Here is a 26,950-nt window from a genome sequence, read left to right as displayed (position 1 = left end):
GCTAACCCATCGGTTCGTCGACAAGTGGCTCGTCGACGACCTCGAACGGTGCCGACTTCGCCCCCCACCGCCGGCACACCCACACTCCGTCGGCGTATTCGAGCTCGATGGAGCCGGTGTTGCCGAGGTGCGTGGCAGCCGCGAAGCGGGAGTCGATGCCGGACAACCGCGCCGCGATCAGCCGGATGGCCGCGCCGTGACTCACCAGGTAGACGTCACGCTGGTCTGGCCCGGTCAGGTACATGTCGGCGAGATCCTCGACCGTCGGCAGGTAGCGGTCGTAGACCATCGCCAGCGACTCGCCACCGGGAATGCGGGCATCGAGGTCGCCGTCATGCCAGCGCTGCATGATGCCGTGGAACACCTCGTGGGCTTCACGGTCGGTATGGTCCTCGAGGTCTCCGGCCTGGACCTCGTGCACGCCGTCGACCGCGGCGGTCTCGACGTCCCAGACCGAGCCGATCAGTTCGGCCGTCTGCCTGGCCCGGAGGGCGCGCGAGCTGAGCAGCACCGCGGGCTGTTCGAGGGAGTTCTCGAGTCCGAACCGAACACCCTGGCGCGCACCGAAATCGGTGAGTGCCGCGCCGGGCAGGGCGGTGTCGAGCCTACGCATCACGTTGGAGGTGGTCTCGCCGTGGCGGACCAGGTGCAGGCGTGCCATCAGATGCCTCCTCGACGCATCGACTCGACCCAGACGAGGGACTCGGTGTGATCGGGCGGAGCCGCACCGGTGGTACGCACCGCCGGCCATGATCCGAGGAACACCACCCGCTCACATCGACGATGCAGTGCGGCAAGGGCTTCGGCGACCGCGGCGTCGTCGATGTGGCCGACCGCGTCGAGGAAGAATCGGTACCGGCCCGCGATGCTGCGGCCCTGCGCCTCGTCGCGCTGCGGGCGGGACTCGATTCTGGTGAGATCGATTCCGCGTGAGGCGAACTCGTTCATCGCCGCCATCAGGCTGCCGGGTTCGTTGGACAGATCGAGGATCACCGAGGTCCGGTCGGCACCGGTTCTCGGCGCCGGAATCCCGGGCCGGCCCACCAGGAGGAACCGCGTGGTCGCATCCCGGGCATCGGCGACGCCGTCGGCGAGCACGACGAGTTCGGACAGTCTGGCCGCGAGCCCGGTGGTGACCGCCGCGTCGGCTTTTCCGGCCGCAACGTCTTGTGCCGCCGCGGCATTGGAGGCCGAGGTGACGAACCGGGCGTTGGGGAAGAGTTCACCGACACGTTGCCGCACCTGGGCGGAGGCGACCGGGTAGGCGGCGATCGTAGCGACATCGGCGGGTTCGATGGGGTCGGCAGCGGCGATCGTGAAGGAGATGTCGAGCACGGTCTCGGCGAATGCCTGCACCCGGCCCGCGGGCCCGTCCGCGGCGGGGGGCACGAGCGCGTCCATGGTCGCGGGGACCGACCCCTCCAGCGAGCTCTCGATCGGGACACACCCGAAGTCCGCTTCGCCCCTTCGGATCATCTCGATGGTCGCGGCGGGACTCTGCGCGGCCACCCGCTCGACTGGGCCTGACAGATCTGGGCCGGACAGATCTGGGCCCGCCAAGCCCGGGTCGTGTGCGTCGAGGATCGCATCGAGTGCCATCTCGGTGAAGGTTCCGGGGGGTCCGAAGTACGCGATCACAGGCACCCCACGAGCCTAGTGGACATCGACGCGGCGCCTCGGGCGGGCGGTGCGCCCCCGGACTTCCCCCGTTGACGCCTGCGTCCGGAGAATTTAGGTTAGGGTTACCTTTCAACTGCACGCGTTCCCGCGACGCCGACCGGAGAGACAGTCATGACGAAAACGACGACCGCCCGCCCGACGGATGCCGAGATGATCCAGACGGCATGTCGTCGGGTCGGATCCGCGATCCTGGCCGTCGAAGGTGCCGACGCGACACCGGTCGACGTCGTCCACCTCTTCGAATCGCAGGCATTCGTCCTCGTGCCCACCACGGGAGAGGCCATGCGGGCCGTCGACGACGCCGAGGGCGTGCCGGCCATGCTCGAAGTGACCGACTGGGCGCCCATCGACCTGCGGGAACGCGTCCGCTCGGTGATCTGGCTGAACGGCACGCTGCACGAGGTCCCGCGGGATCTCGAGCGCGACCTCGCCATCGAGATCGCCGCCGAACATCCCGACGACGGTCTCCTCGACATCGGTCATGGTGCGTCGATGCTGCGACTGCAGGTCGACACCGCGGTCATCGCGTCGTCGGACGGGGCTGCGTCGGTGTCGGCCACCGAACTCGCCGATGCAGATCCCGACCCGTTCTGGGAACACGAGGGCAGCTGGCTCGAGCATCTCGACTCCGATCACGCCGACATCGTCGGCCAGCTCGTGCGGAAGCTCCCCGAGGACCTTCGTCGCGGTCGGGTCCGGCCGCTGGGCCTCGACCGATTCGGGATCCGTTTCCGCATCGAGGGACTCGACGGCGACTCCGATGTACGCCTGCCCTTCGCCCGGCCGGTCTCCGACGTCTTCGAACTGTCGCGCGCACTCCGCAATCTGGCGGGTTGCCCGTTCCTCAACTCGATGCCGGACTGACACGGCATCTCGTGGCGACGGTGCGCCATCTGCGCACCATCACCACCCGTCGCGGGGTCCTAGGCTGGCCGGCATGGCCTTGCGCGAGTACCTGAAGCCGCCACCCCACGGCATTCCGGTCGTGACCGACCGCACCGAACGGCGGGGCATCGTCGTCGAACTGATCATCGTCGGGGTCCTGACGTTCGCCTTCTCCGCACTGTCGGCGGCGCTGGCGCTCCTCGAGGCCGAACTCGCGGGCGGGATCGGCCAGCAGACGGTCGCGCTCAACCCCAGTCGCTCGGACCTCGACCTCATCGATGCGGTCCGCCAGGTGATGTCCGGGCTGCGTCTGTTCGCGATCGCATCACTCGGTGTCTACCTCCTGTGGCGGAGCGGACTCGGATTGTCCCGGGTCGGGCTCGGCCGCTGGACACCCCGTCGCGACGTCCCGGCCGGACTGGTCCTCGCGGCGATCATCGGGTTACCCGGTCTCGCACTCGTCGCGGTGGCGCGGGCGATGGGCCTCAACGCGAGCCTCGTGCCGAGCCAGGCCGACACGTGGTGGGAGTGGCCGGTCTTGATCCTCATCGCGATCGGCAATGCGGCCGCCGAGGAGATCGTCGTCGTCGCGTACTTCATCACGCGTCTCAGACAGCTGGGCGTGTCCGACGGCAAGGCGCTGGCGTCGAGCGCGATCCTGCGCGGCGGGTATCACCTCTACCAGGGGTTCGGGGCCGGGGTGGGCAATCTGGTCATGGGCGTCGTCTACGGGAGGTATTACCAGGTCACCGGCCGTGCGTGGCCGCTGGTGGTCGCCCATGCGGTGATCGACGTCATCGCCTTCGTCGGCTATGCGCTGCTGCGTGACCACCTCTCCTGGGTCGGGTGACCCGCGGCGGGCGTCAGAGCCCTGATCCTCGAGCCGGAACCTTTGAAACCGGTGAGATGATTCGGTAGATTCGTCTCATGACCGTCGATGCGCCCACCGGCCAGGCCCGGGCCGACCATCCGTCAGCCCCCCGGCGCCACCGTGCCGCCGAGGCGCGCGGCCGCCGGATCGGCAAGATGCTGAAGGTCTACAACCGGCTCCGGGAACCGTCCGAGGCCGAACTCGCCGACCTCGGGCGTCGCTACCTCACGCGTGACGAACCCGCCGCCGCTCTCGTGCGGGCGATGCGCCTGCCCCGCGAATCCGAGGGTCGGGTCACGATGCGGCAGTTCGAGCGCGCGCTGTCGGGGGACATGCCGTCGGACGCGCCCGAGGTGCTGCGCGAGTTCTTCGCGATGGTCGAGGACACCCCCGACTGGGTCGATCCCGACCTGTGTGAACGAGGTGCTGCTGTCTATCGGCGCTTCGGGCAGAACGCCAACGACGTTCTCCTCCAGCTGTCGCTCATCGGCGGCTACCGGTTCGGTGGACCCGCGGACCTTCTCGTGGCGACCGGCGGCCTGACCGGCAACACGGTGATCCGGCGCCTCGGCGAGACCCAGACCTGGGCGATCGCCGTCGGCGAACCGGGCGGGATGGCCCGAGCCGGCGAGGGCTGGCGGCTGACCGTGCATGTCCGCCTCATGCATGCGCTGGTCAACGAACGGTACGAGCACAACGGACGCTGGGACGTCGAGCAGTGGGGTCTGCCGATCAACCAGTCCGACCTCGCCGCGACCCTGAATCTCTTCAGCGGCGCCCTCATGATGGGGGTCCGCGCGCTCGGCGTCCCCGTCAGCCGCGACGATTCACGTGCCCTCATGCATCTCTGGAAGTACGTCGGTTGGCTCATCGGCGTCGACGAGGACTGGCTCTTCGACGCCGAACGCGACCAGCATCAGCTCAGTTACGCAGTGTTGCTCGCTCAAGACGACGTCACCGCCGCCGGCGCCGCCTTGACAACCGCCATCGTCGACGCCCAGCGAAAGCTGCACTACCACCGGCTGCCGGGACTGTCGGCCCGCTACACCCGCGCGCGACTGCTCAGCATGCTGCAGGGATTCCTGGGCGTGCGCGGCATGCGCGATCTCGGTCTGCGGCCCACTCTCCCATGGGCTTTCGGCGTGGCCTGGGTCCGCAACACGATCACCTATCAACTGATCGCGCGTACACCCGCGGGTCCGCGCTATCTCGAATGGACCGGCGCCCGTGCGCGCCGCCGCGCGCTGTACCGCCACTTCGGTCCGGACGCGCCGGAGATCGGGTCGCTCGCGCAACGCTGACGGGTCGCGGGATCGACGGCTCCTGCTCCTGACTGTTGACTCCCGACCCCCCTGGCCCCCGATGCCGCGTGCCCCCGAAATGAGGTCGCACGCGACATCGTTTCGTCGACGCGACTTCGATCGAGGTCGCACGGACGGAATCAAGTCGCGTGCGACCTCATTTCGGGCGCCGCACGGAGTCCACTCCCGCTGCGAATATTCGATTTCGCTGGGTGGTCCCCTCGCCTACGGTGGTGCGATGGTCGACACCGGGACGATCCGCGAATGGCACCACGACGCAGGCTGGGGTGTCATCGAGTCATCGGCACTGTCGGGCGCGATTCATGTGGACTCGTCGGTCATCCGGCTGCGGGCCGTTGTCGACCTGGACGGGATGTTCCGGCCGGGGTTACGTCCGGGAACCACAGTCGAATTCGACCACGCGATCGCTTCTCCTCCGGAGAAGGGCTGCCGCCACGTCGCATTGGCTGTGTGGCCATTGCAGTCGTCCGCGCCCGCGATGCCGCGGGGCGCCTACCGGGGTGCACTGTGGCACAGTGTCGGCTCCCCCGGCCCGGACGGACTCACGACGATCGAGGAGACGATCGCCGACGACCCGTACGCGACGCATCCGGAGACCTCTCTCCGGCCGAACACCTCTGGCACCGTGCGGTTCTGGCGGGACGAAGTGGGCTGGGGTGTGCTCGACTCGGAGGCCACACCCGGCGGTGCGTGGGCGCACTTCAGCGCGATCGTCGGTACCGGTTACCGCGCGCTCACGCCCGGGCAGCCCGTCGAGTTCCAGTACGAGGCCCCGGGCCAGGACGGATACCCGTTCCGCGCCAACAACATCCGGGGCCGATGAGACCACCGGGTGCCGATGAGGCGCGCAGACGGTGCCCCGCTCACTCCGCGCGGGGCGCCGTCTTCCCGCCCGAACCGGTGGCGCGCGCCAACAGGTAGAGCGCCAGCCCGACGGCGATGAGGATGCCGGCGCGCAACCATGTGTCCGCGCTCTGCTGGGTCATGAGGACGATGCACGTGATCACAGCGAGCACCGGGACGATGGTCGGGGCGCGGAAATGGTCGGTGTCCGTGCGGTCCCGTCGAAGGACCAGCACGGCGACGTTGGTGCTGATGAACACGAACAGCAGAAGCAGCACGACGGTCTCGGCGAGAGCCGCGACGGTTCCGGTCGCCGACAGCACCATGGCGACGGCGGTGGTCGCGAGAATGGCCGCCCACGGGGTCTGTCGACCCGGCAGAACGCGGCCGAGAGTCGCAGGCAGCAGTCCCTCGCGCGACATCCCGAAGGTGAGCCGCGACGACATGATCATCGTGAGCAGGGCCCCGTTGGCGACGGCGATCAGCGCGATGAGCGAGAACAGCTTGTCCGGAACCCCGACGTCGGCGATCGAGACCACCTCGAGGAGCGGTCCCGACGACTCGACGAGACGCTCCGGCGGCGCGACCACGGACACCGCGAGCCCCACCAGGACGTAGACGACGCCGGCGGTGAGCAGCGCGCCGAACAGCGCCTTCGGATAGACGCGTCGGACGTCGCGGACCTCCTCGGCCATGTTGGCCGAGGTCTCGAAACCGACGAATGAGTAGTACGCGAGAAGCGCCGCGCCCAGCACCGCGAGCGCCGGCGTGGTGTCCTCGGTGAACTCGATGACACGATGCGGCTCGCCGTCGCCGCGCCCGAGCACGATCGCGGCCAGAACGATGATCAAGACGAGGCCCGAGACCTCCACCACGGTCATCACCACGTTGGCGCGCAGGGACTCGGTGATGCCGCGCGCGTTGAGGGCCGCGATCACGACAAGGAACACCAGCGCCGCGAGGGTCGTCGGCACGTCGAGAAAGACCTGCAGGTAGTCCCCCGCGAAGGCGAGGGCCAGGCCGGCCGCGCTCGTCACCCCGGCGGCCAGCATGCAGAAGCCGACGAGGAACGAGATGAGGGGATGCCCGTACGCCCGTCGTGCGAACACTGCGGCACCCCCGGCCCGCGGATATTTCGTGACGAGCTCGGCGTACGACGCCGCGGTCAGCATGGCCATCGCCAGGGCGAGGGCCAGCGGCACCCAGATCGCACCGCCGACCTCCCCGGCCACCTCTCCCACCAGTGCATAGATCCCGGCGCCGAGGACATCACCGAGAATGAACAGGAACAGCAACTTGCCGGTGATGGCACGGCGTAGCGGAGTGGTCTCGCGGTCGTCCGCGATGTCGCCCGTCTCGGCGACCTGCTTGTCGGTCATGGCGCCTTCTGTACCCCGTTCGACCGAAAACGAGACCTGGCGGGCCGCGCGATGCTCGGCACATCCCTCCGCCCGACGTCCCCGCCGACCTCCCATGCGTACATTTGATGGGATGAACGAGCAGGACCCGCCGATGATCCGGCGTCCTCGCCCCGGCCCGCCGATGCCGTCCGGGCGCCCGGCGGGCCCACCACCCCGCCCCGGCCAGGTACCCGGGCCCGCAGGCCACCGACCGCCGCCGGCCTCGGGCGGACCGTCTCCCCATCCCCAGGCCATGCCGCGAATCCCGGCACGCGGCTCTGTTCCCGGACGCGGACCCCAGCACGGCGCGCCCGGCCCGCGACCGAACCCCGCCGCAGGTGCCAGTGCCGGTGCCGGCTACGCACCCACCCAGAAACCCGAACCGATCCCGGCGGGCGACCGGTCTCGCGGGCCGGTGCGAAACGACCCGCGCAACCACGGCCGACCACCGGGGCCCCCGCCCGCGCCGCCGCGCCCGACACGGCAACCCCGACAACCGCGCCAGCCGAGGACCAGAGGCCGCCGGGCGGCGCGCATCGGCAAGATCCTGATGATCCTGCTGCTCGTCGTCGTGCTCGGAGGCATCGGGCTGCTCTTCTACTACGACTCGAAACTCGACCGCATCGACGCGCTGCCCGCCTACGCGGGACGCCCGTCGGACACCCCCGGGACCAACTGGCTGATCGTCGGCACGGATTCACGGTCGGACCTCACCGATGAACAGCGCCGCGATCTGGCCACCGGAGACGCCGACGGCTCGCGCACCGACACGATCATGCTCGTCCACAATCCGCCGGGCGGCGGCAAAGCCGTCGTGGTGAGCATCCCGCGCGATCTCTACGTCGAGGTCCCCGGACATGGCAGCCTGAAGATCAACGCGTCGTTCGGTATCGGTGGGCCCGCGCTCCTGGTGCGGACGGTCGAAAATCTCACCGGCATACGTATCGATCACTACGCCGAGATCGGGTTCGGCGGGTTCGACACCCTGGTCGACTCGATGGGCGGGGTGGACATGTGCATCGACCAGCCGCTCAACGATCCCAAGGCGGGCCTGCGGCTGGCCAAGGGTTGCCACCGCCTCAACGGCCGGCAGGCCCTCGGGCTCGTACGGACGCGCGCCTTCCCGCGCGCCGACCTCGAGCGCGTGGTCAATCAACGAAAATTCCTCGCCGCTCTCGTGTCTCGCGCGACCAGCCCGACGGTGTTGCTGAATCCGTTCCGCCTCTTCGGTTTCATCGGAGGCGCGATCGACTCCCTCACCGTCGATGAGCGAGATCACATCTGGAACCTGGCGTCCCTCATGTTCGCCCTGCGCGACCCCATCACCACGACCACGCCCGCCGGTGAGAGCACCTTCACCGACGAGGGCCTCGCGCTGCCGGTCAACGAGCAGACCGAGCAGTTCTTCGCTCTCCTCCGCGATGGTCGACCGATTCCCGACGACCTCCTCGTCGACGCCGGGGGTCGGCCGTGAAAGGGTCGCCAAACGCAGGCGAGACTTGCCTTAGTTAGCCCGAACTTGCTGGTACAGGCCATTTTTGATCCCTACGATGGGGTGCATGACCGAACACACCAAGTTCCATCAGCTCCTGCATGACCAGATCAGCAACGAGTTCTACGCCTCGCAGCAGTACATCGCGGTCGCCACGTACTTCGACAACAACGACATGCCGCAACTGGCAAAGCTCTTCTACCGCCAGGCCGTCGAGGAGCGCAACCACGCGATGATGATCGTGCAGTACTTCCTCGACCGCGACATGGAAGTCGAGATCCCCGGGATCCCGGCGCCCAACAACCGGTTCGAGAGCTACCGGGCGCCGATCGATCTCGCTCTGGCACAAGAGAAGACGGTCACCCAGCAGGTCGTCGACCTGGCCAAGTCGGCCCGCGACACCGGCGACTACCTCGGCGAGCAGTTCGTGCAGTGGTTCCTCAAGGAGCAGGTCGAAGAGGTCGCCACGATGACGACCCTGCAGACGATCGCCGAGCGCTGCAACGGCAACCTGTTCGACCTCGAGAACTTCGTCGAGCGAGAATTCAACGGAGACAAGACCTCTGACGCCAGTGCTCCCCCGGCTGCCGGTGGGAACATCTGACGCAGAAGCGCCCTCGGCCACGTTAGGTCGAGCGAAGCGAGCCGCGAAGGGCCTGGGAGTCGAACTCTCCAGGCCCTTCGTGGCTCGTCGCCATCGCTCCCCGCACCTCAGGGAGCAGTTGTCGGACGCCACCAACACACCCCGCACCTCAGCGAGCAGCTGTGGGACGCCATCACACACCCGCACCTGAGCGAGCAGTTGTGGGACCCACCTACACTCCCCGCACCTCAGCGAGCAGTTGAGGGACCCCACCAACACACCCGCACCCCACGAAGCGGCGATCAGCGCAGCGTGACCTGACGGCCCCGGATTCCATCGCGCGAGCTGCGCTGGTCGATGGTCAGGGGCGAGGTGTCCGCGAGCGCCTCGCCGAGGTACCGGTCCAGCTCATTGAGACCTGCGTACCACTCCTCGTGATGCATCTCGTTGTCGAGATCGAACACGGGGACCAGCAGGCCATGGGTGCGGAACGATCCGGCGAACCGCGACCCCTCCCCCATCGTCAGCCGACCCGCCGCGTGCAGGCGCGCCATCGCCGACATGAGGTCGTCCTCGGGTTCGGGGCGAATCCACCTCAGGTGAGCACGCTCGCCGGCATCGACCCACCACGGCGCCCCGGCCCCGCTGTCGACGACGAGCCGCGCCGTCGGCAACACCGACTCGTTGGCGCGCTCGAACATCGCCGCGATCTCCGGGGGCACGTCGGTACCCTCCACGAACCACCAGCCGAAGTCCTGGTGCACCGTGATGTCCAGCGTCGCATCGGTCTTCAGTACCTCGTCGAGAGTGGGTGCCTCATCGGCGGAGTCGAGATCGAACTCGCTGCCTGCATCGGCATGCGCAGCCCACGCGACGGCCGCGGCCAACTCGACGGTGAGTGCCGAGCGGTCCGGATCCGTCTGCAGGCCGACGAAACCCTCTGTGGCGCCGTCGGCTTCACGCGCGAGAGCCGGCACCGCCCCCGGGAGGATGGTGACGATCGACACCTCGTTGCGAGTGTCGGCGGGCTCGGCCAGTTCCAGCCGCGCGGTCGCCGAGGCGACGAAGGTGCGCAACGCCACGAAGTCACACTCGGACGCCAGTCCCGCGAAAGGACGTGGCGGCGGCGCCAGGGCCGCGGCCTGACGCGCCTTGCGCGCGGCCACCCGCTCGGCTCGATTGCTTCCCGGACGTGGTCCGCTACCCCGCTTGCTCTTCTTGCCCATTCACCCACTCTCTCATGTGGGGACGCGGCAGCCGAGGAGGTCGTGCGCGACGGCGGTCGTCGAGGGTCAGTCGACGGTGACCAGCCAGTCGCGCACCTTGGCCGGATGATTGGTGGCGACCCACCGGACGCCGAGGTCGGCGCAGAGCTGCACGTCGACGAGTTCGTCGACCGTCCAGCAGTAGGTGACACGGCCGGCCGCCGCCGCGCGGTCCACGAGATCGGGGTACTGGCGCAGCGTCATCACCGAGGGACCGATGCCGGTGGCCCCGACGGCGGTCGCCGCGCCGCCCCCGAGGACGCGGGCGGTGTCCCCGAGCAGGATGGTCGGCAACATGGGAGCGTGGCGTCGAATCCGCCACACCCCCGCGGACGAGAACGAGATCACCACTGCGCGACTGTGATCAGCCGACGGCGGGGTGGCCACCCCGAACTCGTGCAGGATCTCCAGGAGCTTCTGCTCGACGAGGCTGCCGAAGCGCACCGGATGTTTGGTCTCGATGAACAACCGGACCGGCCGACGCCAGTCCAGGGTCAGCGTCAGCAGCTCACGCAGCGTGAGGATGGACGCCGGGCCGCCCGCGGCATGCCAACTGCCGAAGTCGAGTTCGCGCAGCTGGTCGAGGGTCATCTCGCTGACGATGCCCGTGCCGTCCGACGTGCGGTCGATGGTTCGGTCGTGAACGCACACGAGCTCGTGGTCGGCGGTGAGCCGTACGTCGCACTCGAGTCCGTCCGCGCCCTGGGCGAGGGCCAGTTCGTACGCCGCGAGTGTGTGTTCGGGGCAGTCGCCCGACGCCCCGCGGTGCGCGACCACCGCGGGCTTTCCCGATCGCGAGACCTTCTCGGCCGCGCCCGTGTTCGCGCCTGCGCTCATCCGACTGCCACCCACCGTTTCGTCGGGACCGGGACCGCCGCAGCGGCATCGAACAGTATCCGTATCCGGCGGGACATCCAGAACGCGAACGCGGCCGAGACCGTCGCGCTCACGATGACCATCGTCAGCGCGTTCGCGCCGGTCTGCAACGACTCGGACCGCCACGCGATCAGCCGGGCCACGATGGCCAGTGCGGCGGTCAGATTGACCAGGATCCAGGCCACCCACAGCTTGCGGAGCCGCCTGTCGACGAGGGCGCTTCCGGCACCGCCGTCCCGATCGACCCGCGCGGCGGCGACCTCCTTCAGCACCAGTGGTGCTCCGATGAGGTTGATCCCGGGAATCCCCGCGAGTGCGGCGACCCACCCGGGCCGTCGTGGGTCCGTCAGCCCGGCCGATTCGTAGGTGTCGGCGCGCAGCTCCAGCACCCAGCGCATGAAAGCCCAGGTGGCCAGGACGAATCCGAGGAAGGCGACGACCCCGGTGAAGATGGTCAGCCAGTCCGAGGCCACGATCAGCAACTCGGGCAGCGGAGTGTCGCGGTTGACGACGAGGAGGATGTAGCGGACCAGGTGCACCGCCGCCGACACCGCGAGTGCGGTGCCGACGACCATCAACGCGAGCACGAGGCGGGCACGGGACGCGTCGAGTCGGCGGTGTGCCTCCGCCGGGTCGGATGGTTCGTCGTGGAGTCCCCAGGTGGGTATGTACACGTACCGCGGGATGAGCCGGGGTCCCCGGAAACCCGCGGGCCCGCGTCGGGCGGGTATCGCCTCGGGGGGACGCCGCGCGATCCACCGCACGTCACGACTGCGGTAGAGGCCGCCGGTGTGCGCCGGAGCCGATCCTCGTCCGGCCGGCGGTGTCGGCCGTGAGCGTCCAGCCGAGTCGTGGGCCGGCGCACGACCCATCTGCGCGGTCGGCGTCCGGGCGGGGTCGTCCACGACGCTGAGCGGGCCGCCGCACCGGGGGCAGCGCTCGCGTCCGGGACGATGCGGCGCCTGGATGCGGCACCGCGGGCACAGGTCGATCATCGCGGGGCGTCGCCCTCGGGCTGCGTCGGCCCGTATTCGACGGGCTTGCCGTGCTCCTGCCAGGCCAGCATCCCGCCTCGCACGCAGATCCCGTCGTAACCCATCTGCGACAGGTACTGCAGGACGCGCATCGACCGCCCACTCGAGTGACACACGACGTACAGGTCGCGGTCGGGATCGAGTTCGTCGATTCGGCCCGGGACCTCGGCGAGCGGGATGTGCATCGCGCCGCGGATGTGCCCGGCCGCCCATTCGTCGTCTTCCCGGACGTCGAGCATGACCGCATCGGTCTTCTCGGTGAAGTCGTTCGGCAGATCGGTCACCGGCACCTGCGTGATGTCGCCCATGGTCACGATTTCCATGGTGGCACAGACGCGGGCCGGTGCGGTGCCGCGTGTGCACGACGAGCGTCGCGGCGCGCTCGCCGGCCAGGTGTGGACAACCCCCGCGACTGGACTATGTAGACCTACATAAATTTATCCACATGCTGCTGCTGGACAAATGTCCGACGCTCGCAACCTGACCGTCAAGTTGGGGATGAGACTGTGGAATTGTGGAAAAACGCTGGCCAGTGGCCGTGCCGATGTGACAGCCGTCACCGGTTTGACCCGATGTGCGCGTAATTAATTCACGACAGTGCAGTCGCCCGATTCCGGTGTAGTTCCACTTCACAGAAGAACACCTGTGGATAACGTGGGGACAAACCCCTTGGGGAAACCGCCGAAACGGGTCTGGTATCGGACTCAGCGACGGTGCAAGAGCGCCGTTCGCATCCCCGGGGCGCGGTCGAGTGCGGCAAGCACACCCGATGTGACGCTCTCCGCGACCCCCGCCACCGACGTCTGGTTGCCGACCAGACGCATCAGCAGCGGCTTCGGCGTCTCGACGATGGTGATCTCGGCGTCCGGATACCTCTCGGCCACCACCGAGCGCATCACGCCGATACCGTCGACGATGCCGAGTTCGGCCGCCCGGCGCCCGATCCACACGTCGCCGTTGAAGAGCTCTTCGTCACCCGCGTCGAGCTTCTTGCCGCGGCGCTGGCGCACCCACGCGATGAACGCCTCGTGCAACTGTCCCTGAAGCCCCTTGAGCCATTCGACATCCCCGGGCTGCTCGGGTGAGAACGTGTCGAGACGGGCCTTGTTGTCGCCGGTCGCATAGAGCCGTCTCTGTACGCCGAACCTGTCGAGCACCGCCGAGAAGCCGAACCCCGACGACACCACCCCGATGGATCCCACGATCGAGGTGTGGGCGGCGAAGATCTCGTCGGCGGCGCAGGCGATCCAGTAGCCACCGGAGGCCGCGACGTCTTCGCAGAAGGCGAGGACCGGTACGCCCTTCTCGGCGGAGAGCTGACGGATACGTTCGGCGATGTACTCCGACTGGGCGGGAGATCCGCCCGGCGAGTTGATGACAACCACGACGGCACGGAGCCGCTCGGTGGCGAAGGCCTTCTTCAGGACCGGTTCGACGGACTCGGTGTTCACCCCGGGCCTACCCATCCCGGCCATGCCGATCGGACCGTCGAGACGGACCACCGCGACCTGCTCGGCACGAGATCTCGCGAACTTCTTGCCCATCGCACCCAGCACTCCTGTAGTCATCCACCGAGTCTAACGACGCGCACCGACCGCCGGTTTCGGTCGATCGGTGTCGCGCGGTGGACCTTCGAGCGCGTTCGCGCACCGTAGACTCTGGCGGGTGCAGGTGAGGTGGCTCAGCGCATTCCTCGATTTCCCCGCCGACGTCTTCGGCAGCGAGGTGACCTTCTGGCGTGCGATCGCGGGCAGCACGGTGTCCCCACCCCGTGGGGACCACCGGGAGTTCGCCTCGCTCGAGCCGTTCAACGGCGACGCACACCTCCGCGTCCAGCGCATCGCCGCCGGGCCAGGCGGGATCCACCTCGACATCCATACCCCCGACCCGGACGCCGCGGCCGCCGAGGCGCTCGCACTCGGGGCGACATCGGTCCGCGACGCCGGCACCCATCACACGCTCGAGTCGCCGGCCGGTTTCGTGTTCTGCCTCGTCCCCTGGACCGGCGAATCCGGACGCTCACGCCCCATCCGGTGGCCAGGCGGCGCGATCAGCATCGTCGACCAGTTGTGCATCGACGTCCCGCACCATGCCTTCGACGCCGAAGTCGACTTCTGGACCGAGCTACTCGACAAGCCGGCGAAGCAGCGCGGGCATCCCGAACTCGTCGCCCTGCGCCGCGACCCGTCGATGACGCTCGGAATCCTCCTGCAGCGCAGGCAGGATGGCGTCGACGAAGAGCGCGGCGAGCCCGCGCGAGCCCACCTCGATCTCGCCACCAACTCGGTGGCCGATGAGGTTGCACGCCACGAGGGGTGGGGCGCGACGGTGGTCGAGCACTTCCCTCACTGGACGATCATGGCCGACCCGGTCGGCATGCTCTACTGCATCACCGCCCGCAATCCACGCACCGGCGACTGAGGGCCGCACACCGATCAGGTGCGCGCCAGGAAGTCGCGCAGACGCTCGACCTCGGCGTCGACCTCGCGACGCTCGGCGGCGCTCACCGAGCGCAGAAATTCCACCCGGGGCGCCTCATCGCTTCCCAGATGCCATGTACCGGAGAGAAACCCGTCGATGAACACGAATCCGGGTGACCGCCCGTTCGGGGTCACGGTGCGCCGGTACATCTCCGGGTCGGCCACGCGGATCCGGTCGGCCTGCGCCCCGATCACATGGTCGAACGGAGCGATGAGGCGTACCGGTGCCGGGAGATCGGGCTCGGCGACCGGCAAGCCGTCGAGGTCGAAGAGCACCTCCCCGTGGGGGCCGGTCAATCGCGCGAGCTCCCAGTCGGCCTCCAGCTTCTCGACCAGCGGCCGTAACCCGCTGAGCCCGGACCACATCTGGATGGCCTTGAGGGTCGCCGGCCCGAATCCCCGGAGATACAAACGGATCAGATCCGCACGTGCGTCGTCGTCGACCACAGCGGGTTCACCCGGTCCGACCCACTCGTCGAAGAGACGGTAGGTGGGACCCCCGTGGCCTCGCCACAGCCCGCGCGGGGGTACCTGGACCAGCGGTAGCCCGCATCGGGCGATCCCGGTCAGCGTGGACGGGTTCTCCCCGGGGTGTCGTGCGGCCAGCTCCTTCCCGAGCTGAGTGCCGGTGACCTCCCGGCCCGAGAGGACGTCGGCGGCGTCGGCGAGCACTCGCGACGCATCAGCCGCCACCAGCCGCGGTATGTATGCCTGATCGAGCTCGCGCTGCAGGATCGGTCCCGCCAACGGACGAATCCAGCGCGCGTCCTCGGCGTCGAGGAGGAATACCGTGGAGCGAAGCAGTGCGATGCGCACGACCTCGCGATCGACCATCAGATCGTCGAGCTCCCGGGGCTCGAAATCCTCGATCCGGGACCACAAGCCGAAGAACGCCGCCCGCGGATCCTGTGACTGCATCCCTACGCAGCGGTCGAGGACCTCGATGGCATCCTCGTCGACCCGGGCGAGGAGGTGTTGCCGCTGGAGCAGGGTCCGGTTCCACTGCCGGAGCGTGATCGCCTCGCTCACGACAGCACTCGGCGTCGCCGGAGTCTCGTGCGCCGTGTCGGCGGTGTCACGTCAGCCGGGGTAGCCGACGCCGGTCGCGGCGTGACAGCGATATCCGTGCGGATGCTTGGCGAGGTACTGCTGGTGGTGGTCTTCGGCGTAGTAGAACCGGCCGTCGCCGGCTTCGGCGAGCGGCGCGATCTCGGTGGCGATGGCGCCCTGCCCTGCCGCGTCGAGCGCGGTCTGGAAGGTCGCAGCCGTCCGGCGCACCAGCACCGCATCGTCATCGGACAGGGTGTAGACGGCCGATCGATACTGGGTACCGATGTCGTTGCCCTGCCGCATCTCCTGCGTGGGGTCGTGTGATTCCCAGAAGATCTTCAGGACGCCCTCGAGGTCTGTGACGGCAGGGTCGAACACGACCAGCGCCGATTCCGTGTGCCCGGTGCGGGCGGTGCAGGTCTCCTCGTAGGTCGGGTTCGGCGTGAAGCCACCCGCGTATCCGACGGCGGTGGTGTAGACCCCCGGGACCTGCCAGAAGATCTCTTCGATGCCCCAGAAGCAACCACCCGCCAGGATGACGGCCGCGAGTCCGTCGTCGAAGCGCCCGATGCCCCCGTCGGCGTAGGAGCCGTCCGCCTCCGGCCGCCCGCGCATGGGCGTACCCAGCACCAGGTGCTCGCCGGGAACCGTGATCTCGGTGGACCGGCCGGGCAGCGCCGCGTCGGCTGCGACGAGATCCTGCTTGCGCGAACTGGCGGAGAAGAGCTGGTCGAGCCAAGACATGAAACGAGTCTACGCGCGTCGCCTCGCTCCGAGACCGACGTCGAATCCACACGCGACCTGACACGAGTTGAGTCGATCGTCCCAGTCTGTTTATGATGGCGGTCACACCCCGGCTGATGTGATGCCGATCACTGCAACTCCCACAGAGAGTAGTGTCCGAAGGCGGGGCGGGTTCTGACCGGCAACGAGAGGCGACGATGGCGACGCACGCGACCGGAGACCTGCGCGGACACTTGCAGCCGTCCCGCACCACCCCGCGCGTCAACTACGACGTGGCGAGAAGCTGTCGCACCATCGCATTGAGCATCTTCGCCCTGCTCGTCGTCATCCTTGCGCTCACGCTGATCTGAAGATCCTCCCCTCCCGAGCATCGCTCGCGGACCATTTCGCCGGTCCGATATCTCAACCGCACTTCATGTTTCTTGCGCCCGGATTGTTGCAATCACCCATGCTTCTGCGGAAGGGTGGAAGCATCCGCGTGGCACCGACACAGCAGCCGGTTCCGCGCGTGGACAGGGAAAACGAGCAGCACCTCAGAGAGGAACATCGTGGCTGAATACACCTTGCCGGATCTCGATTACGACTACGCGGCACTGGAACCGCACATCTCCGGCAGGATCATGGAGCTCCACCACAGCAAGCACCACGCCACCTACGTCAAGGGCGCCAACGACACCCTGGAGAAGCTGGCCGCAGCCCGCGACGACGACAGCATCGCCGGCAAGGTCTACGGACTCTCCGCGACCCTGTCGTTCCACCTGGGCGGTCACACCAACCACTCCATCTTCTGGAAGAACCTGTCGCCCAACGGCGGCGGCGAGCCCGACGGCGACCTCGCGGCCGCCATCACCGAGCAGTTCGGTGGCTTCGACAAGTTCAAGGCCCACTTCACTGCCGCCGCAACCACTCTGCAGGGTTCGGGCTGGGCGATCCTGGGTTACGACACGATCGGCGGCAAGCTGGTCATCCTGCAGCTCACCGACCAGAGCGGCAACATTCCGGCTGCGATCATCCCGGTCGTGATGCTGGACATGTGGGAGCACGCCTTCTACCTCGACTACCAGAACGTCAAGCCGGACTACGTCAAGGCGTGGTGGAACGTCGTGAACTGGGCCGACGCCGGCGAGCGTCTCGCCCGCGCGAAGAGCCAGGGCAGCGGCCTGGTCGTGCCCGCCTGAGCGCGGACACCCCCGAACGCCCAACGGCGCCGGTCACTTTCGAGTGACCGGCGCCGTTGTCGTCGGCTGCATCCGCATTCACAACACCAGCGTCACCGCTGTCGCCACGGCGCACGCCAGCACGATCACACCGAGAGCCAGGGCATCGGCGCGTCCGGGACCGGCGGGACGTGCGGTCAGTCGTCCGGTTCCACCGCGCGCGGTGATCGCCTCGGACATCTCCGCGCTGCGTCGTAGGGCCGACGACATCGCCGCGGTGATGAGGTCCATGATCCCCATCTCCGCCGACGGATGATCGCTGCGGCCCCGGGCCGTGGGACGCAGGCGGTGGGCGGCCCGCAGCATGCGCAGTTCCTCGATCAGCAGCGGAAGGCCCCTGAGGCACAAGGCGATCGCCACCGCCCACTCGTCGACGGGTAGGCGCAGCCACCGAAGCGGGCGCATCAGTCGCGCCAGTGCGGGGGCCACGTCGGCCATGGGGGTCGTCCAGATGACGAGGATCGAGCTGGCCACCAGGACGAGCGCCAGCGTGATCGCACGCAGGAACACCAGGGCGCCGGGCAGGCCGGCGAACGAGACGTTGACCGCGACACCGATCCCGATCAGTCCCCAGAACCACCACGGCGGGCGCGGAATGGCGCCCAAGGGTATTCCGGCGAGCAGCGCGGTCAGCACCACCACCGCGGCGACCATGCCCAGGGCCGGCCACGACGGCAGCACCCAGGTCATGATGCCGAGTATCAGGACGATCACCAGTTTGGTTCCGGCCCAGAGCCGGTGCACGAACGAGTCGCCCGGCACCTGCCGGAGCGGAACGGTACGCATCGTCATCGGACGCCCCCTTCCCATCTCGGAACGTCGTCGATCGGCTGATGCGAATCCGGCAGCAACCGGCCGTCGACCAGGCGAACGCGCCTGGTGCACACCGAATCCAGGGATTCGAAATCGTGCGAGATGATCACGATGGTCATCCCGCCGGCACGGAGTCGCGCGAGCAGCGCGACGATCTCGTCGCGGGCAGGCGGGTCGAGCCCGGCCAGTGGTTCGTCGAGGACGAGCATGTCGGGGTTGCGGGCGATGAGCCCGGCGAGCACGACCCGCCGCATCTGCCCGCCGGACAACGCATCGACGTTGGTGGCAGCCATCTGACGCGGTAGCCCCACGAGTTCGAGCACGCGCGCGACCTCGGCGGTGCCGACCTTCTCGCCGCCGGCCGCCATGATCTCGTCGGCGACGGTGACCTTCTGCAACTGCAGGCGCGCGTGCTGAAATCCCAGCCCGACGGCACCGACATGGTCGGTCACCGGTTCCCCGGCATCGAATCCCGCTGCGGGCGTGACCTTTCCGGACACACCCAACAAATGGCACGTGCCGGTCCCGGGTCGCAGGAGGCCCGCCATGATCCACGCCAGCGTCGTCTTGCCCGACCCGTTCCCGCCGACGATCAGCAATCCCTCGCCCCGATACACGGTCAGCGAGATGCCCTCGAGTGCGACGACCTCCCACGGCGATCCCGGCAGATGGGCATAACCGACCTGATCGAGCACGAGCAGCGGGCCGCCGATCCCCGTGGTGTCCGCCCTGTCGCTCGTCGGACCCGAGGCCCGCGACTGACCAGCACCGTCGAGTTCGGCAGTTGGGCCCGGCATCCAGTCGGGGGGATGTGGGACGAGTCGGCCGGCGTCGAGATGGATGACCCGGTCGGCCGCCGCGGCCTCGCTGCCGCGGTGGGTGATCAGCACGACCGCGATGCCGCGCCGTGCCGGAAGCGCGGCGAGCAATGCGAGCAGCTGGCCACGCCCGTCCGGGTCGACCATCGACGTCACCTCGTCGGCGATCAGCAGCTGCGGCTCCCGGGCCAGCGCGCCGGCGATGGCCAGACGCTGCTGCTGGCCACCCGAGAGATCGGTGGTCTCCCGGTCACCGAGGCCCGCAAGACCCACCTCGTCGAGCAGCGCATCGACATCGACGTCGACGCCCGGCGGGAGTCCCCACACGACGTCGTCCGCCACCCGCGAACCCAGCATCTGGATCTCGGGGCGTTGCAGGACCAGTGCGGTGCCCCCGTGGACCCCGAGACCCGGGAGCCCGGGGCGGTGCACCGAACCGGTCGTCGGAGCGCGTCCGGCGAGGATCTTGGCAAGCGTCGACTTGCCCGAGCCGTTGGCCCCGACCACCGCGACGAACTCGCCGCGGTCGATCCGCAGGTCGATGTCGTGCAGCACAGGCCGTGCTCCCGCCGAGTAGGCGAAGCCGATTCGTTCGGCGACCAGGGGCAGCGGCGCGATCTCGTCTCCGCTCGCGGAGACCGCGCTGTCCACTGCGCCGCCCGGACGTGCCGCGTCGAGTGTGTCCTCGCTCGGTACATCACGCAGCCGGGCGATCACCGACCCGAGGATCCACCAGGCCGCCAGCAGCGACATCACGGTGCCGAAGGTGCCCGACACCCAGACCCACACCCACCAGTGCGAGGCGATGCTGCGAGCCATCGCATCGAGCGCGTCGGCGATCCCGCCGGTCGCTCCCCAGCCGTGAAACCACTTCGCGACGCCGTGGATGGAGTTGGTCATCGCCTCGATCGTGAGTGTGCGCAACGGGACCAGCACGAGCAGTACCAGTACCGAGATGCCGCCGATCAGCGGGGACGCGACGAGGGTGGCGATCACAAGAGCGCCCACTCCCCGACCGCGGCGTTTGATGTCCCCGACGAGACCGCCGACCAGGGCCGATCCCAGGACGGTCGCCATCGCGCCGGTCCCGGCCATCGCGAACGCGACGGCGGTCGTCGCCACCGTGGCGGTGACGAGAGCACGTGGCCTCGTCCGGGCGGCGATGAGTGCGAGCGGGACCGGTGCGAGCAACCCGGCCGCCTGGGCGAGCGGGATGACCGACGCGATGACCACCGCGGCGACGGTCAGGCCGCCGAAGATCGCGACGGACGCGAACTCCATGGGCCGCAGCGCGGGCGAGTTCTTCACCGGTCCAGTGTGCCTGGTGCGCCGCCCGGCCCGGCCGGCCCAGCCCACGCCCGACCCCTCCGTCGGTCCTTCGCATGTTAAAGAACCATCACAACACGGTGATTCGAGTTGTCGGCATCACGTCCCGGGTGGATTCTTTTCTCACCGGGTAGGGCTTCGGGCCTGTTCGCGAAACCGCAGGTCCCCCACCCGGATCGGAGGAGGGCAAGATGCAGTCGGTCCCGATCGGCCTCACCCCGTTCCAGCACGACGGCACGCTGAACGGAATCCTCATCTCGGGTCGCTGGCCCGAGTCGACTCTCGAGTGGACCCAGACCCTCGTCGGCTCGGTGCGGATCGCCTGCCGTCCCGGGTTCCTGCCGACGACGACGATCTTCGGCGTGGTCGAGGAACGACCCGACAGCAGCGACGCCGACACCGTCGGGATGATGGTCGCGATCGGCAACGTCGTCGACGACAGCTTCGTCGAGGCCGGGCGGTTCCTGAACAATCCGCCCGCCCTCGTGATGCTGCACCCGCCGTCGCAGACCCGGCCGTCGTTGCCCGAGTGCTCGCAGGTGGCGTCGGGCTGTGTCCTGCTGCCCGGGCTGCCCGAGCTGGGATTGGAACACCGCGCGGGATGGGCCGAGGCCGAAGCCGACGGCACCGTGGTGAACCTGCGCAACCAGGTGGGCATCGACCCCAATGCCGATCCCGACACCGCGGTGCTCGCCATGCTCCTCGCCGCGTAGAGCACCCTCGCGTCGCGCAACGGCCGGCCGAACAGTCCGGATACGGGTATCCGAACAATCCGATGCGCCCGCCCTACCTGCGAAGATACGGGTCTTCCCGAAGTTGAACTTCGGGGTTAGGTCTCACTAACCTGGCGATCGTGTTCACCGCCCTCCTGCTCAGTTTCGGCGTCATCTTCGTCGCCGAACTCGGCGACAAGTCACAGCTGATGGCGATGACCTATGCGCTGCGCTACCGGTGGTGGGTTGTTCTTCTCGCGATCACCGTGGCCACGACGGCCGTCCACGCCGTCTCGGTCTTCTTCGGCCACTTCCTCGGGATGTCGATACCCACGTCGTTGCTCTCGATCCTCGGTGGCCTCGCCATGCTGATCTTCGGGCTGTGGACACTGCGCGGGGACCGCCTCGACGACGCGGAGGCAACCCGGGCCACCCGCGTCGGCGCCTCGGTGTTCTTCGCGGTCATGTCGGCGTTCTTCCTCGCCGAACTCGGCGACAAGACCATGCTCGCCACCATCACCCTGGCCACGGACAACGACTGGTTCGGCGTCTGGATCGGCTCGACCCTCGGCATGGTCGCCGCGGACGCCCTGGCCATCGGGCTCGGCGTTCTGCTGGGTCGACATCTTCCCGAACGTGTCATCGCGATCGGCGCCGCCGTACTCTTCTTCGTCTTCGCAGCCTGGCTCATCGTCGACGGCCTGATCGGCGCCTCGGTGCCCATGATCGCAGGCACCATCACCGCGGTCATCGTGATCATCGGTGTCGGCGTCGTGCTCATCCGCCGAGAGCATCGTCTCGCGGGCGAGACGACCCGAGCGCTCGTTCGGTGAATCGTGGGGCTGATCGAGGCCCCCGCACGAGGTCTGACTATCGTCGAAATGCAGCACCGGCCGGTGCCGCGTCGCCGGAGCCGGTGACGCCCACCGGCGACAGACGGGTCGGGTACCTCGAAAGGACTACTTCACACATGGACGTTTCAGGCGCTTCCGTTCTGGTCACCGGCGGGGCTTCGGGCCTCGGCGCAGCCACCGCACGGCGGTTCGCCGCTGCCGGCGCCACGGTCTTCGGCCTCGACCTGCAGGCCTCGATCGACAAGGCCGCCCCGACCGACGGAGTGACCCTCGTCGCCGCGGACGTCACCGACGAGGACCAGGTCCAGGCGGCCATCGACACGATCGCCGAGTCGGGCGCCCCGCTCCGCGTGGCGGTCAACTGCGCCGGCGTGGGCTGGGCAGCGCGCATCCTCGGCAAGAAGGGCCCGCACGAGCTCGACCTGTTCCGCAAGGTCATCGACATCAACCTCATCGGCACCTTCAACGTCATGCGGCTGGCCGCCAACCGCATGCAGGAGGAGTCCACCATCGACGGCGACGGCCAGCGCGGCGTCATCATCAACACCGCCTCGGTAGCGGCGTTCGAGGGTCAGATCGGCCAGATCGCCTATGCCGCATCGAAGGGCGGCGTGCACGCGATGACCATCTCCGCGGCTCGTGACCTCGCTCGCATCGGCGTGCGTGTCTGCACCATCGCCCCCGGCACCATCAGCACCCCGATGCTCGCCGGCGTGACCCCGGAGTTCCAGCAGACCCTCGCCGAGGCGATCCCGTTCCCGCAGCGCCTCGGCGAACCGGACGAGTACGCACAGCTCGCCGAGTTCATCGTCGAACACAACTACCTCAACGGCGAGACGATCCGGATGGACGGCGCCATCCGCATGGCGCCCCGCTGATCTCGACTCGACCCAGGGGGTCGACGCCTGCGCAGGGAGCCGGTTCGGCCGTTCAGCGGTCGGCCGGCTCTTCCGTCTCCCCACGAACTCCCAGTGCACGCGCGATCCGGACGAGCGGTGCCGCGTCGCCTTCCAGACCGTCCCCCTCGGCCGGGAGGAGATCGCGCACGTCGCCTCCGCTGCCGCCTGCGCGCGCATGCTCGTCGACCGCCGACCTCAGCAACCGCGCCTGCACCTCGGGGTCCGCGTACTCGAACACGGGCGGTAGGTGACCACTGATCTGCGTCAACGCATCTCGGATCTCGACCACCCGCCGGTGCAACCGCGTCGTCGGCGTGTGGTGTCCGGGCTCCGGGAGCACCACTTCGGGTACGGCCGCGGTCAGCAGCCGCCACAGCGGCACGAGCTCGGCGTCGAGACGTCGCCGGCGCCGGTTCGCGGTCATGGTCTGCACGCGTGCGTAGACCATCGGGTAGCTGATCCCCGACAAGAATGCGACGACCCCGACCACCGCGACAACCCGATTGGTGGTCAGAAGCCACGGTGAGCGAACGACGTTCGTGGCGGACACGATGACGAACACGATCTGGCAGACCGCTCCGAGCGCAAGGCAACCCAGCCCCGTCATCAGCAGACCCAGCGACACCCGAAGGTAGCCGTCCGCGGTCGCGTAGAACTTACGCACACTGTTGACGCAGGCGAGGAAGCCGTAGGTGAGGTATCCGCTGGCGATCAGCATGAAGAGCGCGAAACCCCAGTTCTGAACCGTCCATTCGTCGATCGTGGCGGTCCGGATCTCGACAGGTATGACCAGCATCGTGACCTGCAGACCGATCAGCGACATCACCAGCGGCAGCGCCTCCCAACCGGCCCGGCGCTCACGGGTCACCTGCCCGGGGAAGAAGAACACGACGACCAGCGCCGCTACCCCGACCGCGAGCAAGGCGTAGAACGCCACCCGCGACGCCCCCGCGAACCCGACGGCGTTCAGCGCATCGGCCACCGAGTCGTCGACGACGACGAACGCCAGCGTCAACGCAGCGACGGCCACCATCATCGCCAAGGGCTGCAGTCCCCAACCGCCGCGTCGGATCTGGTCGAGCCGCCAACAGAACGCGAACGCGAAGATCACCGCGGCGGCCGCGTTGACGGCCCCGATCCCGACGTCGACACCGGACGCGATGTGAAAGACCATCGGACCCCCGCCCTCGACAGCGCTCACAACCATCCGCGATGACCACCCAGCAGTTTCTGCAGACCGCGCAACTCGACGTGGTCGGTGGTGCTCCCGACACCCGTGCTGGCGTCCTCGGCCCAACTGAGGATCATCGACGCCAGCATCTCGGCCTCCCATTCGGCGTCGTCGGCGTAACAGGTGCGCCGCAGCGCGGCCGCGGACTCGTCCTGTGTCAGCGCGGCCAGACCCTCCGCCGAGACCTCGCCGAGGATCTGATGTCCGGCGACGAGATGGCCGAACTCGTGGATGACGATCTGGTCGCGGTGCAGTCGCGAGGTGTTGGCCTGGTAGAAGAAGTAGTCCGCGTCCGTCGCCGCGAGCCAGATCCCGTTGGGGACACCGGCCGGCAGCGGGTGGGCGATGAGACGGATGGGACGGCCGCGGCGTTCGCCGTACCGATCGCACAGTTGTGTCACGTCGAGAGGCAGATCGAGATCGAGACCTCTCAACGTGGAGCGACACAGCGCGCGTAGCGCACGTTCCGACCGACGCATGGGCTCATCGAATCATGCGCGCCCGCAATGACGCGATCCACGTCCACAAAGTACGTCGAATCGCGCCACCGCGCAGACCGCCACCGTCACCACCGTGATCATCGTCATGGCACTTCGTCCTGGGCCGACACCCCTCGGTCCAGATGTACGAGTGTCTCGATCGGATCGGCGGGGATCAGTCCTCTGTACGGTCTCCGACGACCCGGAGTCGTGAGTCGGCCGACGGCTTGCTGTCGCTGAGGCCCGCGGCGATGACGTCCGGGGGATCCTTCGGCAGACCCTGCTGCTCGCGCAGCACCTTGATCAGCTCGTTGACCACCGTGACCGAATCACTCGAGAGCCCGGCCAGCCGGAATGCCGCCAGCTGGACGTTCGTGTCGGCCTGCAACCGCATCAGATCGATCTCGTCGCGAGTGCGCTGCGCCGCCCGGTCCTCCAGAAAGTAGTGCACATCGACGCCGAATGCGGCCGCGATGCCCTCCACCGTCCGGAACGACGGGGACTTGGCCTTCCCCGACCGCAACTGACTGAGATACGACTCCCCCAGCCTGAATCCCCGCTCGGTCGATCGCGCCGCGATCGCTTTCGCGCTGTACGCCCTACCGTTCGGACCCGGAACGGTCCGGAACAGTTCCTCGAGTCGCCGAGCGAACAGCCCGGGATCGAGAGCATCCGACTCGCTCGTTTTCGAACGATCGGAGTCGGTGCGTCCGGTGTCGCCCATAGGCTTCTCCGCCCCTCCTGAAGTCATGACAATCTTCTCCGAAACGCAAAATTTGAATTTGCAAACATTAAAGCCCGCTGCATACGGCCGTGGCAACGGTCGCTACGATCAGAAAGTACCGGACCGCCACACTCAGTGCGTATCACCTGTGAAGATGGTGTAACGATCGTTAGTGTGGCGTTCTTCACATTGTTGGGGGTCATGGGTTGCCGACACGCATCGGGCGGGTGAACATTCGGGTCCGGCACGCGACGCGGCGCCGCCCCCGACGAGCACCGCGCGCTCTCGATCTACTCCTCCGACTGTACGCCTGACGAACCATGACCCACCGCGTCCCCACACCTCCCTCCGACCGCTCAGCGCGCCGGACCCTGGCAGCGCTCGTCGCCGTCCTCGCCGTGGCCGCCCTCATCTCCTTGGCGCCCGGAGTCGCGTCGACGGCCCCGTCCGATTCAGCGGCCGGCGGCTCGGATTCGGCCGGATCATTCGATGACCCGGGCGCCGCCGACACCGACACCGACACCGACACCGACGAAGAGAACCCGACCGGTACCGACGAGACGGACGCGGCCACGGACGCGACCGACCCGGAGGACGATCCCGACAGTTCGGGGACAACCGGCGCCGGGACAACCGGTGCAGAAACGACCGACCCGGAGACCACCGCCCCGGAGACCACCGACGAACAGAACCCGTCGCACCCGTGGCATCCGGGCCACGACGACGACTGCGAGTCGACCTCCGAGACCACCGAAACAACCGAGACAACCGAGACAACCGAGACCACCGAAACCACCGAAACAACCGAGACCACGTCAACCGGCGGTGCCGACCCCGACACCCCGACCCGCCGCAGCCGCATCTCGGACGCGTCACCGCCGTCGACGACCGGCCCGTCCTCGGAACCCAGCGGGTCGGATCCCGACGGGGTCCCCTCGGGCCCGCGTGAGGTCCCGACCGCCGATCCGCCGAGTGGGACGCCACCGGGTGCGGGCGCCGGGGCGACGCCGCCCGGCCCTGGCCGGGCGCCCGCGGCCGACCGACCAGAACCACGACCCGCCGACGCCGGCGATGACGACGTCGCCCCAGATGACAGCAACCCAGACGGCAGCGACACCGACGACAGCGACACCGACGACAACCGCGCAGCGACCGGGGGTGCGGATGGCCCGACCACCGGGCCGCCCCAGGCCTCCCCCGGGCCGACCGACGACTCGACCCTGACGGCGATGCGCACCTTCCTCGTCGGTGTCGCGCCGGGCGCGCTGCTGCTTCTCGGAGCGGTGGCGCTGTTCGGCAGCGGCGCGTTCCTCGACTCACTGCGCTCGATGCGACCCTGACGGGCCGCGAG

Annotated in this window: 28 protein-coding genes; 13 read left to right on the top strand and 15 right to left on the bottom strand. The window is 68.5% G+C overall.

The genetic code is table 11. The annotated features are described in order from the left end of the window. Position 1: 1 nt before the first annotated feature. Both ACSUZC_RS01045 and pheA read right to left on the bottom strand, forming a co-directional pair. The gene (locus tag ACSUZC_RS01045; RefSeq protein WP_439031097.1) at positions 2-661 is read right to left on the bottom strand and encodes a histidine phosphatase family protein; all 660 of its coding nucleotides are present in this window, start codon (positions 659-661) and stop codon (positions 2-4) included. Continuing rightward, on the bottom strand, positions 661-1,638 hold the full coding sequence (gene pheA, locus ACSUZC_RS01040) for a prephenate dehydratase (RefSeq protein ID WP_439033230.1): 978 nt from the start codon (positions 1,636-1,638) through the stop codon (positions 661-663). The genes ACSUZC_RS01045 and pheA overlap by 1 nt, the downstream gene beginning before the upstream one ends. 153 nt (positions 1,639-1,791) lie before the next feature. Here pheA and ACSUZC_RS01035 point away from each other — a divergent pair, with 153 nt between their 5' ends. From ACSUZC_RS01035 to ACSUZC_RS01020, 4 genes are all read left to right on the top strand, one after another. Next, entirely contained in the window at positions 1,792-2,544 is a 753-nt protein-coding gene (locus ACSUZC_RS01035; protein WP_439031096.1) for a DUF2470 domain-containing protein, read from the top strand. A gap of 73 nt (positions 2,545-2,617) precedes the next feature. Then, on the top strand, positions 2,618-3,415 hold the full coding sequence (locus tag ACSUZC_RS01030; protein WP_439031095.1) for a CPBP family intramembrane glutamic endopeptidase: 798 nt from the start codon (positions 2,618-2,620) through the stop codon (positions 3,413-3,415). Positions 3,416-3,492: 77 nt separating this feature from the next. Continuing rightward, positions 3,493-4,737, top strand: a complete 1,245-nt coding sequence (locus ACSUZC_RS01025; RefSeq protein ID WP_439031094.1) for an oxygenase MpaB family protein — start codon at positions 3,493-3,495, stop codon at positions 4,735-4,737. Between the two features lie 238 nt (positions 4,738-4,975). Beyond that, complete coding sequence (locus ACSUZC_RS01020; RefSeq protein WP_439031093.1) at positions 4,976-5,581, top strand: cold-shock protein; 606 nt, start codon at positions 4,976-4,978, stop codon at positions 5,579-5,581. 40 nt (positions 5,582-5,621) lie between these two features. Here the strand turns inward: ACSUZC_RS01020 and ACSUZC_RS01015 are convergent, their stop codons facing one another. Continuing rightward, a complete protein-coding gene (locus tag ACSUZC_RS01015; protein WP_439031092.1) occupies positions 5,622-6,980 on the bottom strand; it encodes an APC family permease in 1,359 nt (452 codons plus the stop codon). A 274-nt stretch (positions 6,981-7,254) separates the two neighbouring features. On the opposite strand from ACSUZC_RS01015, the gene ACSUZC_RS01010 reads away from it, so the two are divergent. Together ACSUZC_RS01010 and ACSUZC_RS01005 are read left to right on the top strand one after the other, a co-directional pair. Next, positions 7,255-8,475 (top strand): LCP family protein, encoded by a 1,221-nt coding sequence (locus ACSUZC_RS01010; protein WP_439033229.1) that lies wholly within the window; start codon positions 7,255-7,257, stop codon positions 8,473-8,475. A gap of 85 nt (positions 8,476-8,560) precedes the next feature. Further along, positions 8,561-9,097 carry a ferritin gene (locus ACSUZC_RS01005; RefSeq protein WP_439031091.1) on the top strand — a complete coding sequence of 179 codons (537 nt, stop codon included), beginning with the start codon at positions 8,561-8,563 and terminating at the stop codon, positions 9,095-9,097. 281 nt (positions 9,098-9,378) lie between these two features. Here the strand turns inward: ACSUZC_RS01005 and ACSUZC_RS01000 are convergent, their stop codons facing one another. The 5 genes from ACSUZC_RS01000 to ACSUZC_RS00980 all read right to left on the bottom strand — a co-directional run bounded on the left by ACSUZC_RS01000 (position 9,379) and on the right by ACSUZC_RS00980 (position 13,819). Continuing rightward, a complete protein-coding gene (locus ACSUZC_RS01000; protein ID WP_439031090.1) occupies positions 9,379-10,302 on the bottom strand; it encodes a DUF5926 family protein in 924 nt (307 codons plus the stop codon). A 66-nt stretch (positions 10,303-10,368) separates the two neighbouring features. Then, positions 10,369-11,178, bottom strand: a complete 810-nt coding sequence (locus ACSUZC_RS00995) for a glycerophosphodiester phosphodiesterase family protein (protein WP_238420759.1) — start codon at positions 11,176-11,178, stop codon at positions 10,369-10,371. Further along, complete coding sequence (locus tag ACSUZC_RS00990; protein WP_439031089.1) at positions 11,175-12,122, bottom strand: DUF4328 domain-containing protein; 948 nt, start codon at positions 12,120-12,122, stop codon at positions 11,175-11,177. The genes ACSUZC_RS00995 and ACSUZC_RS00990 overlap by 4 nt, the downstream gene beginning before the upstream one ends. A gap of 86 nt (positions 12,123-12,208) precedes the next feature. After that, positions 12,209-12,559, bottom strand: a complete 351-nt coding sequence (locus ACSUZC_RS00985; protein ID WP_439033228.1) for a rhodanese-like domain-containing protein — start codon at positions 12,557-12,559, stop codon at positions 12,209-12,211. A gap of 396 nt (positions 12,560-12,955) precedes the next feature. After that, on the bottom strand, positions 12,956-13,819 hold the full coding sequence (locus ACSUZC_RS00980; RefSeq protein WP_439031088.1) for a S49 family peptidase: 864 nt from the start codon (positions 13,817-13,819) through the stop codon (positions 12,956-12,958). A gap of 97 nt (positions 13,820-13,916) precedes the next feature. Between ACSUZC_RS00980 and ACSUZC_RS00975 the strand changes: the two genes are divergently transcribed. After that, the gene (locus ACSUZC_RS00975) at positions 13,917-14,672 is read left to right on the top strand and encodes a VOC family protein (protein WP_439031087.1); all 756 of its coding nucleotides are present in this window, start codon (positions 13,917-13,919) and stop codon (positions 14,670-14,672) included. Positions 14,673-14,686: 14 nt separating this feature from the next. Here the strand turns inward: ACSUZC_RS00975 and ACSUZC_RS00970 are convergent, their stop codons facing one another. Together ACSUZC_RS00970 and msrA are read right to left on the bottom strand one after the other, a co-directional pair. After that, positions 14,687-15,760, bottom strand: coding sequence for a winged helix DNA-binding domain-containing protein (locus ACSUZC_RS00970; RefSeq protein ID WP_439031086.1), 1,074 nt, complete (start codon positions 15,758-15,760; stop codon positions 14,687-14,689). A 51-nt stretch (positions 15,761-15,811) separates the two neighbouring features. Continuing rightward, on the bottom strand, positions 15,812-16,525 hold the full coding sequence (gene msrA / locus ACSUZC_RS00965) for a peptide-methionine (S)-S-oxide reductase MsrA (RefSeq protein WP_439031085.1): 714 nt from the start codon (positions 16,523-16,525) through the stop codon (positions 15,812-15,814). A gap of 197 nt (positions 16,526-16,722) precedes the next feature. Between msrA and ACSUZC_RS00960 the strand changes: the two genes are divergently transcribed. Continuing rightward, positions 16,723-16,875: a hypothetical protein gene (locus tag ACSUZC_RS00960; RefSeq protein WP_439031084.1), complete on the top strand. Its 153-nt coding sequence runs from the start codon at positions 16,723-16,725 to the stop codon at positions 16,873-16,875. A 198-nt stretch (positions 16,876-17,073) separates the two neighbouring features. After that, on the top strand, positions 17,074-17,703 hold the full coding sequence (locus tag ACSUZC_RS00955) for a superoxide dismutase (protein WP_238420744.1): 630 nt from the start codon (positions 17,074-17,076) through the stop codon (positions 17,701-17,703). Between the two features lie 78 nt (positions 17,704-17,781). Here the strand turns inward: ACSUZC_RS00955 and ACSUZC_RS00950 are convergent, their stop codons facing one another. Together ACSUZC_RS00950 and ACSUZC_RS00945 are read right to left on the bottom strand one after the other, a co-directional pair. Beyond that, on the bottom strand, positions 17,782-18,534 hold the full coding sequence (locus ACSUZC_RS00950) for an energy-coupling factor transporter transmembrane component T family protein (protein ID WP_439031083.1): 753 nt from the start codon (positions 18,532-18,534) through the stop codon (positions 17,782-17,784). Further along, on the bottom strand, positions 18,531-20,654 hold the full coding sequence (locus ACSUZC_RS00945) for an ABC transporter ATP-binding protein (protein WP_439033227.1): 2,124 nt from the start codon (positions 20,652-20,654) through the stop codon (positions 18,531-18,533). Before ACSUZC_RS00945 ends, ACSUZC_RS00950 begins: the two co-directional genes overlap by 4 nt. Before the next feature lie 236 nt (positions 20,655-20,890). On the opposite strand from ACSUZC_RS00945, the gene ACSUZC_RS00940 reads away from it, so the two are divergent. The 3 genes from ACSUZC_RS00940 (at position 20,891) to ACSUZC_RS00930 (ending at position 23,144) form a co-directional block, all read left to right on the top strand. Further along, the gene (locus ACSUZC_RS00940) at positions 20,891-21,412 is read left to right on the top strand and encodes a peptidase (protein ID WP_439031082.1); all 522 of its coding nucleotides are present in this window, start codon (positions 20,891-20,893) and stop codon (positions 21,410-21,412) included. Between the two features lie 140 nt (positions 21,413-21,552). Beyond that, positions 21,553-22,245: a TMEM165/GDT1 family protein gene (locus ACSUZC_RS00935; protein ID WP_439031081.1), complete on the top strand. Its 693-nt coding sequence runs from the start codon at positions 21,553-21,555 to the stop codon at positions 22,243-22,245. Positions 22,246-22,382: 137 nt separating this feature from the next. Then, the gene (locus ACSUZC_RS00930; RefSeq protein ID WP_238420736.1) at positions 22,383-23,144 is read left to right on the top strand and encodes an SDR family NAD(P)-dependent oxidoreductase; all 762 of its coding nucleotides are present in this window, start codon (positions 22,383-22,385) and stop codon (positions 23,142-23,144) included. 52 nt (positions 23,145-23,196) lie between these two features. Here ACSUZC_RS00930 and ACSUZC_RS00925 read toward each other — a convergent pair whose 3' ends face one another. The 3 genes from ACSUZC_RS00925 to ACSUZC_RS00915 all read right to left on the bottom strand — a co-directional run bounded on the left by ACSUZC_RS00925 (position 23,197) and on the right by ACSUZC_RS00915 (position 25,626). Next, the gene (locus ACSUZC_RS00925) at positions 23,197-24,372 is read right to left on the bottom strand and encodes an MAB_1171c family putative transporter (protein ID WP_439031080.1); all 1,176 of its coding nucleotides are present in this window, start codon (positions 24,370-24,372) and stop codon (positions 23,197-23,199) included. Then, positions 24,363-24,875 carry a hypothetical protein gene (locus ACSUZC_RS00920; protein WP_439031079.1) on the bottom strand — a complete coding sequence of 171 codons (513 nt, stop codon included), beginning with the start codon at positions 24,873-24,875 and terminating at the stop codon, positions 24,363-24,365. The genes ACSUZC_RS00925 and ACSUZC_RS00920 overlap by 10 nt, the downstream gene beginning before the upstream one ends. Before the next feature lie 175 nt (positions 24,876-25,050). Beyond that, positions 25,051-25,626, bottom strand: coding sequence for an XRE family transcriptional regulator (locus ACSUZC_RS00915; protein ID WP_439031078.1), 576 nt, complete (start codon positions 25,624-25,626; stop codon positions 25,051-25,053). 293 nt (positions 25,627-25,919) lie between these two features. Here ACSUZC_RS00915 and ACSUZC_RS00910 point away from each other — a divergent pair, with 293 nt between their 5' ends. Further along, positions 25,920-26,939 carry a hypothetical protein gene (locus tag ACSUZC_RS00910; RefSeq protein WP_439031077.1) on the top strand — a complete coding sequence of 340 codons (1,020 nt, stop codon included), beginning with the start codon at positions 25,920-25,922 and terminating at the stop codon, positions 26,937-26,939. Positions 26,940-26,950 lie beyond the last annotated feature (11 nt).

It is taken from the genome of Gordonia terrae (genome assembly GCF_051789125.1).
GTDB classification, from domain to species: Bacteria; Actinomycetota; Actinomycetes; order Mycobacteriales; family Mycobacteriaceae; genus Gordonia; species Gordonia terrae_A.
The sequence above is the reverse complement of the archived record's forward strand: the minus strand, read 5'-3'. Positions and strand labels throughout refer to the sequence as shown.

Excerpts from the sequence above, each read along its gene's own strand:
- ACSUZC_RS01045 (WP_439031097.1), bottom strand. The coding sequence starts at position 661 with ATGGCACGCCTGCACCTGGTCCGCCACGGCGAGACCACCTCCAACGTG.
- ACSUZC_RS01035 (WP_439031096.1), top strand. The coding sequence starts at position 1,792 with ATGACGAAAACGACGACCGCCCGCCCGACGGATGCCGAGATGATCCAG.
- ACSUZC_RS01030 (WP_439031095.1), top strand. The coding sequence starts at position 2,618 with ATGGCCTTGCGCGAGTACCTGAAGCCGCCACCCCACGGCATTCCGGTC.
- ACSUZC_RS01025 (WP_439031094.1), top strand. The coding sequence starts at position 3,493 with ATGACCGTCGATGCGCCCACCGGCCAGGCCCGGGCCGACCATCCGTCA.
- ACSUZC_RS01020 (WP_439031093.1), top strand. The coding sequence starts at position 4,976 with ATGGTCGACACCGGGACGATCCGCGAATGGCACCACGACGCAGGCTGG.
- ACSUZC_RS01015 (WP_439031092.1), bottom strand. The coding sequence starts at position 6,980 with ATGACCGACAAGCAGGTCGCCGAGACGGGCGACATCGCGGACGACCGC.
- ACSUZC_RS01010 (WP_439033229.1), top strand. The coding sequence starts at position 7,255 with ATGCCGCGAATCCCGGCACGCGGCTCTGTTCCCGGACGCGGACCCCAG.
- ACSUZC_RS01005 (WP_439031091.1), top strand. The coding sequence starts at position 8,561 with ATGACCGAACACACCAAGTTCCATCAGCTCCTGCATGACCAGATCAGC.
- ACSUZC_RS01000 (WP_439031090.1), bottom strand. The coding sequence starts at position 10,302 with ATGGGCAAGAAGAGCAAGCGGGGTAGCGGACCACGTCCGGGAAGCAAT.
- ACSUZC_RS00995 (WP_238420759.1), bottom strand. The coding sequence starts at position 11,178 with ATGAGCGCAGGCGCGAACACGGGCGCGGCCGAGAAGGTCTCGCGATCG.
- ACSUZC_RS00985 (WP_439033228.1), bottom strand. The coding sequence starts at position 12,559 with ATGGGCGACATCACGCAGGTGCCGGTGACCGATCTGCCGAACGACTTC.
- ACSUZC_RS00980 (WP_439031088.1), bottom strand. The coding sequence starts at position 13,819 with ATGACTACAGGAGTGCTGGGTGCGATGGGCAAGAAGTTCGCGAGATCT.
- msrA (WP_439031085.1), bottom strand. The coding sequence starts at position 16,525 with ATGTCTTGGCTCGACCAGCTCTTCTCCGCCAGTTCGCGCAAGCAGGAT.
- ACSUZC_RS00960 (WP_439031084.1), top strand. The coding sequence starts at position 16,723 with ATGGCGACGCACGCGACCGGAGACCTGCGCGGACACTTGCAGCCGTCC.
- ACSUZC_RS00950 (WP_439031083.1), bottom strand. The coding sequence starts at position 18,534 with ATGACGATGCGTACCGTTCCGCTCCGGCAGGTGCCGGGCGACTCGTTC.
- ACSUZC_RS00945 (WP_439033227.1), bottom strand. The coding sequence starts at position 20,654 with ATGGAGTTCGCGTCCGTCGCGATCTTCGGCGGCCTGACCGTCGCCGCG.
- ACSUZC_RS00940 (WP_439031082.1), top strand. The coding sequence starts at position 20,891 with ATGCAGTCGGTCCCGATCGGCCTCACCCCGTTCCAGCACGACGGCACG.
- ACSUZC_RS00930 (WP_238420736.1), top strand. The coding sequence starts at position 22,383 with ATGGACGTTTCAGGCGCTTCCGTTCTGGTCACCGGCGGGGCTTCGGGC.
- ACSUZC_RS00925 (WP_439031080.1), bottom strand. The coding sequence starts at position 24,372 with ATGGTTGTGAGCGCTGTCGAGGGCGGGGGTCCGATGGTCTTTCACATC.
- ACSUZC_RS00920 (WP_439031079.1), bottom strand. The coding sequence starts at position 24,875 with ATGCGTCGGTCGGAACGTGCGCTACGCGCGCTGTGTCGCTCCACGTTG.
- ACSUZC_RS00915 (WP_439031078.1), bottom strand. The coding sequence starts at position 25,626 with ATGACTTCAGGAGGGGCGGAGAAGCCTATGGGCGACACCGGACGCACC.
- ACSUZC_RS00910 (WP_439031077.1), top strand. The coding sequence starts at position 25,920 with ATGACCCACCGCGTCCCCACACCTCCCTCCGACCGCTCAGCGCGCCGG.